Genomic DNA, 13,964 nt, shown 5'->3' on the forward strand with positions numbered 1-13,964 from the left:
GAAGGGAGAACATAATGACGCGCATTCTGCTGGTTGAGGATGATGAAGCCCTGAGCCGTGGCCTTGGCGCCACGCTGCGCAGCATCGGCTATGCGGTGGATGTGGCGCGCGATGGGGAAACGGCGCTGCTTTGCGCGCGCGACGAGCCCTATACGCTGATCACGCTGGATCTGGGCCTGCCCGATATGTCCGGGCTGGCCGTGCTGGAAAAGCTGCGGCGCGAGGGCAACCGCACGCCCGTGCTGATCCTGAGCGCGCGCGATGCGATCGAGGATCGCGTGAAGGGGCTGGATCTGGGGGCCGATGACTATCTGCTCAAACCCTTTGACCCCAGCGAATTGACGGCGCGCATCCGCGCCCTGCTGCGCCGCAGCCAGGGGGTGGCCAGTTCGGTGGTCCGGATCGGCGCGCTGACGGTCGACCACACCAGCACCCGTGTCATGCTGGGCGACACCGATATTCCGCTGCGGCGGCGCGAATGGGCGGTGCTCGAACGGCTGGTCGCCCATGTCGGCAAGGTCGTGTCCAAGGACCGGCTGACCGCCGAGGTGTTCGGCTATGACGAGCCGGTCGCCACCAATGCGGTCGAGGTCTATGTCGGGCGCCTGCGCCGCAAATTTGAACCCGATGGCCCGGAAATCCGCACCATTCGCGGGCTGGGCTACATGCTTGTGGCGCGATGATCCGTCTGGGCCTGCATCACGCCGAAAAATCGCTGACCCGGCGGTTTCTGGGCGGGATTGTGGCGCCCATGGCGGTGCTGGCCTTGTTGCTGGCGGTGGGGGGAACATGGGTCATCAAGGCGGCGGTCGAAACGGTCAATGACCGCATCCTGAGCGCGGCGGCCCATGCCATTGCCGAATCTCTGGGCGTGGAAAACGGCCAGATCACGCTGGATCTCTCGCCCGCCATTTTCGGGATGCTGGAGGACAATGCCCGCGACAATGTCTATTACAGCGTCCGGCGCGGCGCCGAGGTCGTCACCGGCTATGCCGGTCTGCCCGACATCGCGCCCCATGGCGTTCCCGACAAACAGGTGGTGTTTGGTCAGGGCGTCTATCGCGGCATGCCGGTGCGGATCATCGCCGAAGGCCACCGTCTGCCCCATATTGCCGATCCGGTGGTGGTGGTGGTGGCCGAAACGCTGGGCGCGCGCGAACATGTGGCCCAGCGTTTGCAGCGCGGCCTTATCCTGCTCGAAGTCATTCTGGTGGGCTGCGCGGCGGTGCTGTTGCCGATGGTGGTGCGCTGGGGGATGAAGCCCATTGTGGCCTTGGGGCGCGAGATGGACAATCGCGCGACGCTGGACATGACCCCTTTGCCGGTCAGTGATCTGCCGCAGGAAATGCGCGATCTGGGGCGGGCGTTCAACCGGATGCTCGAAAGGCTGGACGCATCGTTTCAGAACATGCGCCGCTTTACCGCCGATGCCTCGCATCAGATGCGCACGCCGCTGTCCATTTTGCGCACGCATATCGCACTGCTGCGCGATGGCGATGCCAACGCGCCCGATACGCGCCGCTCGATCGAGGATATTGCCGATGCGGGCGAGCGGCTTGAAAGGCTGCTGGTGCAATTGCTGGCGCTGGCGCGGGCGGATAATGCCCAATCCACCCCCATTGCCCGCGAGGCCTTGGGCATCAACCGGCTGGTGGCCGACATTTTTGCGCAACTGGCCCCGCGCGCGGTCCATGCCGATATGGATCTCGATTTTCTTGCCGCCGATGGCGATCCGCAGGTTATGACCAATCCCGTTCTGGCGGGTGAATTGCTGGCCAATCTGATCGACAATGCCATCCGCTATAACCGCCCGCGCGGGGCCATCACGGTTTCGGTCGAGCCTGATCACGACTTGGTCTGGGTCTCGATCGAGGATCAGGGGCCGGGCATTCCTGAGGCTGAGCGGGCCAAGGTCTTTACCCGTTTCGCCCGTCTGGACCGCGACGCCGACAAGCCGGGCAGCGGGCTGGGCCTGCCGATTGCGGCCCGGCTGTCGGCCGTGCTGGATGCCCGAATTGTGCTGGATTCGGGCCGGGACGGCGTGGGCTTGCGCGCCAGAATCGGCTTTCCATCCGCTTGACAGGGTGATGTCAGCAATTTGCGCTAGAGAGAACACAAGACTGTCGGCCCGCCCAAGGGCCGCCCGTGGCGGAAAGCGCCGATGTGTTCCCCTGACCCCCAGTTTGCCGAACACATGGGCGTCTTTCCGCCACGTCAAAGTGGAGAGACGGAATGACCAACGCCATGCCGCAAGTTCTGGAACCACCCGGCCTGCCTGACGAAAAGGCGGCGCGGGGGGGGGGCCTGCGCGAATTGTGGTGGCGGGCCATGGATTGGCGGATCGGCATCGTCCCGGTTCCGGTCGGTTTGATGCTGCTGGGCTGCGTGGCGGCCTTTGTCGCCTTGGGCAAGGTGCCCACCGACATCACCATGATGATCCCGGTGCTGGCGGCGGGCGGCTTTGCCTGCGCCGAAATCGGCAAGCGCCTGCCGCTGCTGCGCCGGGTCGGGGCGGCGGCCATTCTGGCCACTTTCGTGCCCTCGCTGCTGGTGCGTCTGGGGGTTTTGCCCCCTTCGCTGACCGGCGCTATCACCACCTTCACCGATCAGAGCAACTTTCTCTATCTCTTCATCGGCTCAATCATTGTGGGCAGCATTCTGGGCATGGACCGCATGATGCTGATCCGCGGTTTTCTCAAGATTCTCGCGCCTATTCTGACCGGATCGCTGGCCGCTGTTGCCGTGGGCACGATGACCGGCACGATGCTGGGGCTGGGCCTGCGCCATACGATGTTCATGGTGGTTTTTCCGGTGCTGGCGGGCGGGGTGGGCGAGGGCGCGATCCCGCTGTCCATCGGCTATTCGGCCTTTTCCAGCCATCCGCAGGGCGAATATCTGGCCGAAATCCTGCCCGCCGTGATGTTTGGCAGCCTGACGGCGATTGTGCTGGCGGGCGGGTTGAACCTGATCGGCAAGCGTCGGCCCCATCTGACGGGGGGCGGTATTCTGCAGCCGGGCGCGCATGATATGGGCGAAGCGGGCAAGCCGCTGCCTGTGGCCGATTTGCAGGGGATCGGCGGGGCGCTGGTGCTCGCAATGACGCTCTATCTGGTGGGCGAGCTGGTGCAGGATGTCACGCGCTTTCCCGGTCCGGTCACGATGCTTGGCCTTGCGGTGCTGATCAAGCTGCTGCGGCTGGCCACGCCCATGATGGAGGCCGCCGCCTATCGCAATTACCAGTTCTTTGCCCAGATCGTCACCTATCCGCTGCTGTTTGCCATTGGCGTCGCCAAAACGCCCTGGGACAAGCTGGTCAGCGCCTTCAACCTGCCCACGATCACCACCATTGTCGTTACGGTCGTGACGCTGACGGCGACCGGATTTTTCACCGGGCGCATGGTCGGCCTGTTTCCCGTCGAGGCCGGGATCATCACCGCCTGTCGCGCCAGCCAGGGCGGCACGGGCGATGTGGCGATCCTTTCGGCCTGCGACCGGATGGTGCTGATGCCCTTTGCTCAGGTGGCCACCAGAATTGGCGGCGCGCTGACGGTGACTGTGGCGCTGGGCCTGTTCATGTGGTGGCAGGCATGACGCGGAGACGGTTAAAGATATTTTATGCGACATCCTGATTGACAGGACCATGTCAGCAAAAATGCATATACGTTGATCGTGGTTCAGCAAATAGCTGAAAAATATATTTTAATAAGACGTCATTCTATGAAAAAAGCCGATCATGGCAGCGCATTTGGGGTGCGCCCAAAAGAGTCGGTTCCTATAAAAACAAGCAAAAATTTATGGAGGGGAACTATGCAATCACCACTAAGCGGCCTGCTGATGGGCGCATCCCTGCTGCCCATGGCAGCGTTTCTGATGCCGTCGGCGGCCATGGCGCAGACCACGCAAGGCGCGCCCGAAAACGCCAAGCCGACCGCCCCGGAAATCATCGTCACCGGCCGTTTCATCGCCAGCGGCGCGGCCAGCGCGACCAAGCAGAATGTCTCGACGCTGGAAACGCCTTTTTCGGTCTCGGCCTATACCGGCGATTTCATGAAGGCGGTGCAGACCACCCAGGTCGCTGATCTCTATCGCTATATGACCGGCCTGCAAAAGGCGGGTTCGACCGGCTATGACATCACCCTGCGCGGATTTTCCACCACCGCCAATGACCGCAACACGGTGATGGTCGACGGCCTGCCGGGCCTGTCGGTGCGCTTTGGCTCGCCGCCGACTGTGGGCACCGAGCATGTCGAGGTGGTCAAGGGTGCGGCCTCGCTGCTCTATGGTTCGGTGCAGCCGGGCGGCTTTGTCAACATGATCACCAAAAAACCCTCGGCCATCGCCTCCACCGAAATTTCGGCGCGCGGCACGGTGGGCGGTTCCTCGCGCGGCTCGCGGGTGCAGGGCGGCGATTTGGCCATCGACAGCACCGGTGCGCTGACCGGCGATGGCGCCTTGCTCTATCGCTTTGTGGCGCAGGGCAGCACCGACAATTACTTCCGCGACCGCCAGTATGAGCGCGGCCTTTATCTGGCGCCCAGCCTGACATGGCACATCGGCGCTTCCTCATCGCTGATGCTTCAGGTCGAATATCGCAAGGTCAAGACCAGCTATGCCAATGTCTATTTGCTTGCCCCGACGCGGGCGGGCGGAACCGACGTGAGCTGGCTGGCGCCGTATAACACCAATTACAGTTCGCCCACCGACAATCTGCGCGAGGAAGGGCTGACCGAATCGCTGACCTTCACCCATGATTTCGGTCAGGCGGTCAAATGGACCGTGGCGTTGCGCAATGTGGACCATATCGACACGGCCAGCGCCTTTGACATCAATGGCTATAACAAGAAGGACACGACCTTCTCCACGCTGGACCTGCGGGCGCGCGGCCAACACAATTACCGCAGCTATGCCTTTGCCGACACCTATCTGACGATCAAGGGCGATACCGGGCCGATCAACCACCGCCTGATCGTGGGCGCCAGCATTGGCAAGGAAGTGGATGATTTCACCCGCCTGCAATATTGCCAGATCAATTCGCCCGACAAGCCCAATGCCGATGCGACCTGCAATCCGACAACGGCACAATATACGATCTCGGTCCAGCACCCCGATTTTTCGGGTATCCCGCCGCTGTCCTATTTCGGCGCCGGCGCGCTCAGCCCCAAGAACCGCAGCCGCAGCTATGGCATCAATGTGGACAAGGGGGCCTATATCTCGGACCTCATCACCTGGCTGCCCCAATTGAAGACGACGCTGGGCCTGCGTTATGCCACGGCCGATCAGACGCAATATGCCAACCTGCTGCAAACACCCCCGGTTCCGGGCGACACCCATGTCAGCAATTCGGCCCTGCTGCCGCAGGCCGGGCTGATCTATCAGCCGACCAGGCATTTCTCGTTCTATGCCAGCTACAGCACCTCCTTCTCGCCGGTTCCGGGCGGGACGCAGGACGTGAACGGCAATTTCAACTTCAAGCCCACCCGCGGCACCGGCTATGAAGTGGGCGCCAAGACCGAACTGGGCCATGGGCTGTTGACCGCAACTTTGGCCCTGTTCCGCATCGACCAGACCAACATCATTGTGCCTTCGACATCGACGGCTTGCTCCACGGGTTCATGTTCGCAACAGATCGGGGCTGCCCGTTCGCGCGGGATCGAACTGGAATTCACGGCCAGGCCGCTGCCGGGCTGGTCGCTGATCGGGGGCTGGGCGCATACGCTGGCGCGCGTGACGCAGAACAATGATCCCACCAGCGGGCCGATCCCCGGCGGGGCCATGCCTAATGCGCCTGAAGACGCCGTGCATCTGTGGTCGCGCTATGATTTCAGCGCAGGCGCACTGAAAAATCTGGGGCTGGGCATCGGCTATTCCTATACCGGCACGCGCATCGCCTATACGCCCACCGTTGCCTTGCCCACGCCCTTTACCGTGCCGTCCTATTCGGTGGTCGATCTGGGCGTCTATTACACGTTCAACGAGCATCTGCACGGCACGCTCAAGGTCAACAATCTGTTCGACCAGTATTATTACGCCAGCGGCAATGTGGTTTCGGGCATGGTCAATGTCATTCCCGGCACGCCGCGCACGATCATGGCCAATTTGAGCTACAAGCTTTGAGGGCCTGCGATTTTCAGGAGGATTGGCTGTGAAACTGACACGACGCACATGGATTCCCGTGCACCGCTGGAGCGGTTTGACGCTGGGCCTGATTTTGCTCTTTTCGGCCTTCACCGGATTGGGCCTTGCCTTTCGCACCCAGTTGGAAGGGCTGGCCTATCCCGGCATGGGCGCGGGGCAGGTCTGCGCCGCGCCGGTGGCGATCAGCCGCATGGCGCAGACCGCCCGGCAGGCCCATCCGCAGTCCAAGGTCGATTATCTGCGCGTGAAGATGGGCAGCGGCCTGCCCACAGCGGTCCGTTTCTTTGACAAGGAAACCTATTATTTCAACGCCTGCAACGGCTCCATTGTGGCGCAGCAGAGCCGCTATGACGGCTTCTTCGGCTTTACCGAATGGCTGCATAAGGGCGCGTGGATCAAGGAGGTGGGCGGCATCATCATGGGCATCGGCGCGCTCACCTGCGTGCTGATGCTGGCGGGGCTGGGCGTCTATCTGTGGTGGCCGCGGGGGCCGCGCACCTTCAAACAGGCGCTGCGTATCGACAATCGAGCCAAGGGCAAGGCCTATACGCTGGGCCTGCATCGCACGGTGGGGGCATGGGCGGTGGCGCCGCTGTTGCTCAGCGCGATCACCGGCATTCCGATCGCCTTCGAACCCTTGCAAAAGGCGATGATCGGCAAGGAGCATATCCGCCTGCCCGGCGCGCCCAAAACACCTGCGCCCAAAATGGCGGCGGGCGAGGGCAAGCCGCAATGGATTCCGGCCAGCGACGCGGTGATTGACGCCACATGGACCGGGATCATGGCCAACACCCATCGGCCCAGCGAAGTGCTGTTTCATATCGCCCACAAGCCGGGCGAACCGCTGGAAATCTATGCGATCGACGGCAATGCGCCCCATGCGCAGGCGCGCAGCATGATCTATGCCGACCCCGCCGATGGCTCGATCATCAAGACCCGCCCCTATGACACCGCGCCTTTCACCTATCGGCTGTATTATTGGATGCTGGCGCTGCATAACGGCATGGTGGGTGGATTGCTGGGCCAGTTCATCCTGTTCCTTGGCTGTGCCGGGGCGACGTTCATGGGCGTGACCGGCATCATATCCTATTTGCAGACGCCCGCCAAAAAGCCCCGCAAGGTTGCCGCTGCCCCTTCGGAGCGGTTGGCGTAAAGTCCGCCCCGGCTTCAGGGTTTCGCTTTGTCGAGATCCTGAGGCCGGGGCAGGGCATCGCGGCGCCAAAGGGCCATCCGCTCATTTCGTCTTCATTGCGGGAACAGTTCAACATGGGTCTGGGCGGTGCGGCCGTAATAGACCACCCGGCGGCCCAGAAAGGAAACAAGATAGCCCGCGCAGCCCATGGCTGCGGCTTGGTCGCAAAAGGCGGCATAGCTGTAGTCGGGACCGTCGGCTTGCGCCCATCGCACGAGCGATGCCACGCCCGCGCTGTCGAAAACCGCCGCGACCGGCCCGGTGGAGTGCGGCGTGGCCAGTTCGACGCTGTCGCCATCGGGCCGATAGAATATCTGGACATGACGGCGATAATCGACCGCATAGCCTTCAAAGCCCGCATCGATGAGCTTGCGGATGATTTCAGGAAAATTCAGACTCGCGTCATAGGCGGCCTTGAGGCAAGTTTCGGCAACAGCCATCCGTTCCGCGTCCATACGCAGTTCCTTTCTTCAATGATGTCCATATCGAATGAGGTCAGTCGACCGGGGCGGCCGAAAGCCCGTGTAGGTCGATCAGTGTGTGCAGCAAGGCTCGCAACTGTTCCTGCTCCTTGCCGCTCAAGACGGCAAAGAAGGCAGCGTCATTTTGATCGGCCAGTTGGGCCAGAATGGGCACCTTCCTGGCTCCGGCATCAGACAGCGAAAGACGGTGTCCGCGATTGTCGGTCGGGTTGCCGGAGCGTTCGATCAGCCCCTTGTCCTGCAACCGGTCGGAAAGTTTGCTGATCGCGCCCTTGGTCATGCCCATCATGCGGGCGAGGAGCGTGGGCGCAACGGCCTCTTGGCCATAGAGCGCGCGGAGCATCACCCATTCGGCGACAGTCACGCCTTCTCCGGCCACGCCGCGCGCGAATTCCTGAGACACCGCATTGGACACCATCCGCAGAAGGTATCCGGTATGGGCATTGAGGTCCGACACGTCAGTCATGGGGGGCTCCGATTGGTTGACTGGGAAACTAGGTTGGATAGGTTTCCTAGTCAACCAATTTATCCCAAGTGAAGGGATGGCGGGCCGGACACAACCGAGGCCCTCAAGCCAACTGGAGGGTTGCGTTGCGGGGCATGATTGGATAGGCGCAGGGCTAATCTATATTTCATAAAATATAATAACCCATCGCCAAGTTCAGGGATCGATCATGCGCCATCTGCCTTTGCGCGCCAGCCTGCTGTGCGCCACCTTGCTTGCCGGCCAACCCGCTATGGCCTCTGCACCTGATACCCCCTTGGCCGATGTTGCCGCCACCTCCGACGCCGACATCACCGTTTCCGCGCGCCGCCGCGCGGAACGGGCGCAGGATGTGCCTGCTGCGCTGTCGGTCGTGTCCGGCGATCTGCTGGGCGCGACACGCACGGTGAACCTCCAGCAGGTCTCCACGCTTGTTCCTTCGCTCAACTATTCCAGCGCCAATCCGCGCAACACCGCCTTCACCATCCGCGGCCTCGGCTCCAGCGTGGTCTCGGTCAGCCAGGCCAATGACGGGCTGGAGCCGGGCGTCGGGTTCTATGTCGACGAAGTCTATCACGCCCGCCCCGCCACTGCGGCTTTTGACTTCACCGACATCGACCATATCGAGGTGCTGCGCGGTCCGCAGGGAACGGTGTTCGGCAAAAACACCACGGCAGGGGCGATCTCGATCGCCACGAAAAAGCCCAGCTTCACCTTTGGTGCCCAAGCCGAGGCCAGCTATGGCCAGCAGAATTTCCGCCAGTTGCGGGCAAGCATCACCGGCCCGTTGGTTGCTGATCTGGCCGCGTTCCGCGTATCGGGATCGCTGACCAAGCGTGATGGGGTGATCTATAACCAACGCTATGGCACCTGGCAAAACAGCATCGACAATGCCGCCTTGCGCGGCCAGATCCTGTTGACGCCGACCGGCAATCTCTCGATCCGGCTGACCGGCGATTGGGCCAGCTTCAAGGGTGACTGCTGCACACAGGTCTATGTGCGGGTTGCCCCCACGCTCAAGCCTGCGGCCCAGCAATATGGTGCGCTGGCCGCAGGGCTGGGCTACAGCGTGCCTTCGACCAATCCCTATGCCCGCCTTACCGACATTGATGCGCCCGTGGGCACCGATACGCAGGAAGGCGGCGCCAGCGCCATCGCCGAATTGAAAAGCGGGCCCTTTGTCATCACCTCGGTCACGGCATGGCGCTTTTGGGATTGGGATGCGGCCAACGACCGCGACTATACCGGCGTGCCCGTCCAGATGACCCAGCATATTCCCAGCCGTCAGGACCAGATCAGCCAGGAACTGCGTTTTTCCAACGCCCATCCGGGCCGGGTGGATTATGTCGGCGGCCTTTATTACTTTCACCAGAAGATCGTCGGCCATCCGATCAGCATCTATGGTCCGCAGGCAACCTATTGGCTGTTGCCGGCAGGGCGCCCGGCCAATTTGCTCGATGGCTACGGGCAGAATGGTACCAGCGATTTCCGTTCCGATTCCATGGCGCTGTTTGGTGAGGCCACCTTGCACATCACCGGCAGGCTGGCCCTGACCGCAGGCCTGCGCGAGACGTGGGAAAACAAGCGCGGCACCTATGACACCTCGGTCAGCGGCGGGCTGGCCACTGGCACGGCATCGCTGACGGCTGACAAAAACTCGATCCTGCGCGCCCAGTCCTATGCGGCCAATGTGTCGGAAGCGGGCCTGTCGGGCCGCCTCAATCTGGCGTGGAAGCTCACCCGCGATCTGCAGGTCTATGTGAATGGCGCCAGCGGACAGAAGTCGGGCGGGATCAACATGTCGGGCCTGCCGGTTTACCCCTCGGGCGTGACAGGCCATGCCAATGGCGATCCGATCCTGTCCACTGCGATCATCCGCCCGGAGCGCAATTTCACATGGGAAGCGGGCATCAAAAGCCAATGGCTGGGCGGCAGGGCGACGCTCAATCTGGCGGCCTATTCGACCGTGGTGCATGATTTTCAGGCCAATGTGGTGGACAATGCCGCCGTGGTGGCGCTGCGCTCCTACCTTGCCAACATCGCGCGCGTGACGGTGCGCGGCATTGAGGCGGACGGGCAATGGCAGGTGGCGCCATGGTTCGCGCTGCGCGGCGCGCTGGCCTATGCCGATGGGCGCTATGCCTCCTATCCGGCGGGGCCTTGCCCGATCGAGTTGACAGGCGCATCCACCGCCTCGTGCGATCTGTCGGGCAAAGCGCTGCCCGGCCTGCCCAAATGGAACGCTTCGTTGGGCGGCGAGGTGACGCATGATGCGGGGCGGGCCCAACTCTACGCCCGCGCCGATGCCGCCTTCCGCTCGATGATCTATGGTGAAGCGACGGACAGCGCCTATACCACCATTGCCGGATACACGCTGGTCAATGCGGCGGTCGGCGTGCGGGTCGGCCCGCGCTGGAATGTAGAGGTCTTTGCCCGCAATCTGACGGGCGCCAACTATCTGCAAAACGTCACGGTCCAGGCTGGTAACAGCGGCCTTGTCGTGGGCACGCCCAGCGATCCGCGCATGTTTGGGCTGACTTTGCGGGGCAAGGTGTAAGAATTGTCCGCATGGCCGGTGACGATATCGGCTTTCCCCCTGAACATTCAGGGCTTTGCGTCCCTGTTGAAAGCGTCCGGCTATCGCGCGGCTCTGATGGGCAAGCGGCGCCTTGGCAGCCTGCCGGAATTCGGCCTGCTGAAAAGCGGGTATAATGAGTTTTGTGGCTTTCGGGGCGGGGTTCCGGACTATTTTTCCCACAAGGGTTTTATGCAGATTTGCAGGGACAAAGTTTGATTTTCCGCAAGGTCGGTCACCCATAGTGGTGTATTCCTCATGATGCCTGCTCCATTGAGGCAAAAACGGGAGGCCGGTGTTATGGATGCATTCAATGCCCAAGCTTGGCGTATGCGTTTGGCCCTGCGCCTATCGGGTGCATGTCTGATCACGGCAATGGCAACAGTCTATGCGGTTCCGTTGCGCGCGGTGCCGTCCTATACCGACCAAACCGGCGCGCCGTGTCAGTCATGCCATGTCGGAGGGTTTGGCCCGCAACTCACCGATTTCGGGCGCGAGTTCAAGCTGGGCGGCTATACGTTGCGCAGCAAGGCCTCGATCCCGCTGGCGGCGATGGGGGTGGCGTCCTATACCCATACTGCGGCAAACCAGAACCCGGCGCCGACCAACTTCTCCTCGAATGACAATCTTGCCTTCGATCAGGGCAGCCTGTTCATCGCCGGTGGCGCGGGCCGCCATTTCGGCGGCTTCGCACAGATCACCTATGATGGCGTGGCGCGCCAGTGGCATTGGGACAATTTTGATGTCCGTCTGGTCAACACCGGCAGCCTGTTGGGGGGCGATGCCACCTATGGTCTGATCATCAACAACAATCCGACCGTTCAGGATCCTTGGAACACCGCGCCGGCATGGGGTTTTCCCTATACAACCAGCGCTTTGCCCCAGACACCGGGCGCCAGCCCGCTGATCGACGGAGCGCTGGCGCAAAATGTGCTGGGCACGTCGCTCTACGGCTGGTTCAATCACAAGTTCTATCTGGAGGCCGGCGCTTATTCGAGCCTGCGTGCAGGAACGCTCAACTGGCTGGGCGTCGATCCCACTGCACCGGGCGACCTGCATGGACTGGCGCCCTACGCCCGTGTTGCGGCGCAAACGCATATCGCCGGCGGCACGGCTTCGATCGGGGCCATGGCCCTCAAGGCCCAGATCAATCCCGGCCGTGATCGCACCACCGGCCTTGCCGATCACTATACCGATCTTGCGCTTGATGCCTCGTGGCAGAAGGCTTTGGCATCGGGCAATGTGGTGGCCATGAACCTGCGTTATGCGCATGAGGCCAGCAATCTGCTGGCGAGTTGTGCGCTGGGCAATGTCGGTGACGGTTCAACCTCGCTCTGTGCCAGAACGATATTGAACGAGTGGCGCGGCGATGTCACCTATTCATGGCAGAACCGGATCGGGGCGACTTTGCAACTGTTTGCCATCAGCGGCAGCAGCAATGCCAATCTCTATGCTCCCACCAACCGGCCAGACAGCAACGGGTTGATGGCTCAGTTCGATTACACGCCCTGGGGGAACGGGAATTCTCCGTTGGGGCCGCGCGCCAATCTGCGGCTTGGCGTGCAATATACCGCTTTTGGCCGCTTCAACGGCGCGGTGCGCAATTATGACGGTAATGGCGCCAAGGCGCGGGACAATAACACATTGCGGCTGTTCAGTTGGCTGGCGTTCTAGACGCCATCTGCGTTCTTGGGCGTTGCAGGCGAAGGCGAGGCCGGGGGATGTTTGCGTCCATCGCTTTGCAGGCATGATCCGGGGGAGGGGGGCACGGGGCAATCAGCCCTGCGCTTTGGCATTCAGCATCAATTGCGCCTCGCGCTTTATGATCATCGCAACTTGCGCGTAATGGTGTCCGTAAACCGAATTTGCCCGCCATATGGCGGCCACGGAACGCCGGCTCTTCCAATCCTGGATCGCCAGCGGAACGATGATATTTTTGCCGCCCACCTCTGATCGCAGATAAAGGTCCGGCAGGATCGCAAGGCCCAGACCGGAGGCGCACATCTGGCTCAGGCTATCCAGACTGGTGCCTTCATAATTCCCCAGCAGGTTCAGTCCCAGTTCGCTGCAGATCTCGCGCGTCTGTTGATGGAATGGATAGCGCGGGTCGATGCCCAGCGTATCGGCTCCTCCCAGATCCGATCGCCTGAGGCCCGAACGGGCCGCGAAAGGATGTTCGGGCGGCGCCACGAGATGAAGGTCTTCATCAAACAAATGTTCGATATGCAGGTCGCTGCCGATCGATGTGACGGGAGTCAGGATCATATCGAGTGCCCCGCTGCGCAGGTCGAACATTTGCTCCTGGGGAATGCCCTCGCGGATATAGAGATGCAGGCTTGGCATTTCCTGTTTCAGCACGCCGACAATTCCGGGCAGCAGGTAAGGCCCGAGGGTAGGTGAAACGCCCAGACTGATCGTGCCCACCAATTCGCCTGTGCTGCGCTTGGCGCAGGCCTCAAGCTCGTTGAGATCAAGCAAAAGCTTGCGTGCACGCGCAACAATTTCGTGCCCTATGGGCGTCAGGCACACAGGATGCACACTGCGCTCGATCAGCCGAACGTCGAGCTGTTCCTCCAGTTTCTGCAATTGCAGGCTCAAGGTCGGCTGGGAAACATGCAGACTGCTTGCCGCCAGACGGAAATTTTTCCGATCGGCCACCGCTATAAGATATTGCAATTGGCGAAAACTTGTCATGCCTATCTGATAGAATAAATCTATCAAAAAATCCATATTCTTTCAATTGGACCTATTGCATGGGCTGATGCACTTTCAAGAACGAAGCCACCTTTGCGGTGGACCTGAGATTGCTGGACGGAAGGGAGTGAAGGAGGGTCAATGCCACTTTTCCAACTGACCAGACAGCAATCGCCAGACGCGCCCACAGAAACCATCCAATTCGACGCTGCGGATGAGGAAACGGCGCTGATCATCGCCAAGCGCCATGTTTCTTCCGTGCCTGCATATCTATGGTCGGAAGGCAGGCGCATCTGCCGACTTTTGGGCAACAGCTCTTCAGGTTCGCTGACGGTCGAAAGGGGCCGGCGTAAAGTTATGCCTGGGACAATGGCCTGACAGACGATGGGCTTAGCCAAAATC

The 13,964-nt window shown here is 61.6% G+C and carries 12 protein-coding genes; 9 read left to right on the forward strand and 3 right to left on the reverse strand.

What is annotated here, in order from left to right; all coding sequences use genetic code 11:
- The first annotated feature begins 14 nt into the window (after positions 1–14).
- The 5 genes from PQ457_RS04695 (at position 15) to PQ457_RS04715 (ending at position 7,288) form a co-directional block, all read left to right on the forward strand.
- Positions 15–683 (forward strand): response regulator, encoded by a 669-nt coding sequence (locus PQ457_RS04695; RefSeq protein ID WP_273618606.1) that lies wholly within the window; start codon positions 15–17, stop codon positions 681–683.
- A complete protein-coding gene (locus PQ457_RS04700; RefSeq protein WP_273618607.1) occupies positions 680–2,080 on the forward strand; it encodes a sensor histidine kinase in 1,401 nt (466 codons plus the stop codon). Before PQ457_RS04695 ends, PQ457_RS04700 begins: the two co-directional genes overlap by 4 nt.
- Positions 2,081–2,232: 152 nt before the next feature.
- Complete coding sequence (locus PQ457_RS04705) at positions 2,233–3,591, forward strand: 2-hydroxycarboxylate transporter family protein (RefSeq protein ID WP_273618608.1); 1,359 nt, start codon at positions 2,233–2,235, stop codon at positions 3,589–3,591.
- A 216-nt stretch (positions 3,592–3,807) separates the two neighbouring features.
- On the forward strand, positions 3,808–6,114 hold the full coding sequence (locus PQ457_RS04710) for a TonB-dependent siderophore receptor (protein ID WP_273618609.1): 2,307 nt from the start codon (positions 3,808–3,810) through the stop codon (positions 6,112–6,114).
- Between the two features lie 28 nt (positions 6,115–6,142).
- Positions 6,143–7,288 (forward strand): PepSY-associated TM helix domain-containing protein, encoded by a 1,146-nt coding sequence (locus tag PQ457_RS04715; RefSeq protein WP_273618610.1) that lies wholly within the window; start codon positions 6,143–6,145, stop codon positions 7,286–7,288.
- 92 nt (positions 7,289–7,380) lie between these two features.
- Here the strand turns inward: PQ457_RS04715 and PQ457_RS04720 are convergent, their stop codons facing one another.
- Both PQ457_RS04720 and PQ457_RS04725 read right to left on the reverse strand, forming a co-directional pair.
- Positions 7,381–7,767, reverse strand: coding sequence for a DUF1398 domain-containing protein (locus PQ457_RS04720; protein ID WP_273618611.1), 387 nt, complete (start codon positions 7,765–7,767; stop codon positions 7,381–7,383).
- Positions 7,768–7,822: 55 nt separating this feature from the next.
- Entirely contained in the window at positions 7,823–8,275 is a 453-nt protein-coding gene (locus PQ457_RS04725; protein WP_273618612.1) for a MarR family winged helix-turn-helix transcriptional regulator, read from the reverse strand.
- Between the two features lie 208 nt (positions 8,276–8,483).
- On the opposite strand from PQ457_RS04725, the gene PQ457_RS04730 reads away from it, so the two are divergent.
- From PQ457_RS04730 to PQ457_RS04740, 3 genes are all read left to right on the forward strand, one after another.
- On the forward strand, positions 8,484–10,850 hold the full coding sequence (locus PQ457_RS04730; RefSeq protein WP_273618613.1) for a TonB-dependent receptor: 2,367 nt from the start codon (positions 8,484–8,486) through the stop codon (positions 10,848–10,850).
- Between the two features lie 3 nt (positions 10,851–10,853).
- Complete coding sequence (locus PQ457_RS04735) at positions 10,854–11,087, forward strand: hypothetical protein (RefSeq protein WP_273618614.1); 234 nt, start codon at positions 10,854–10,856, stop codon at positions 11,085–11,087.
- Positions 11,088–11,243: 156 nt separating this feature from the next.
- Positions 11,244–12,542, forward strand: a complete 1,299-nt coding sequence (locus PQ457_RS04740) for a hypothetical protein (RefSeq protein ID WP_273618615.1) — start codon at positions 11,244–11,246, stop codon at positions 12,540–12,542.
- 102 nt (positions 12,543–12,644) lie between these two features.
- Here the strand turns inward: PQ457_RS04740 and PQ457_RS04745 are convergent, their stop codons facing one another.
- Positions 12,645–13,562: a hydrogen peroxide-inducible genes activator gene (locus tag PQ457_RS04745; protein WP_273618616.1), complete on the reverse strand. Its 918-nt coding sequence runs from the start codon at positions 13,560–13,562 to the stop codon at positions 12,645–12,647.
- Positions 13,563–13,703: 141 nt separating this feature from the next.
- Here PQ457_RS04745 and PQ457_RS04750 point away from each other — a divergent pair, with 141 nt between their 5' ends.
- Positions 13,704–13,940, forward strand: coding sequence for a hypothetical protein (locus tag PQ457_RS04750; protein WP_273618617.1), 237 nt, complete (start codon positions 13,704–13,706; stop codon positions 13,938–13,940).
- Positions 13,941–13,964 lie beyond the last annotated feature (24 nt).

This window comes from Novosphingobium humi (assembly GCF_028607105.1).
Classification (GTDB): domain Bacteria; phylum Pseudomonadota; class Alphaproteobacteria; order Sphingomonadales; family Sphingomonadaceae; genus Novosphingobium; species Novosphingobium humi.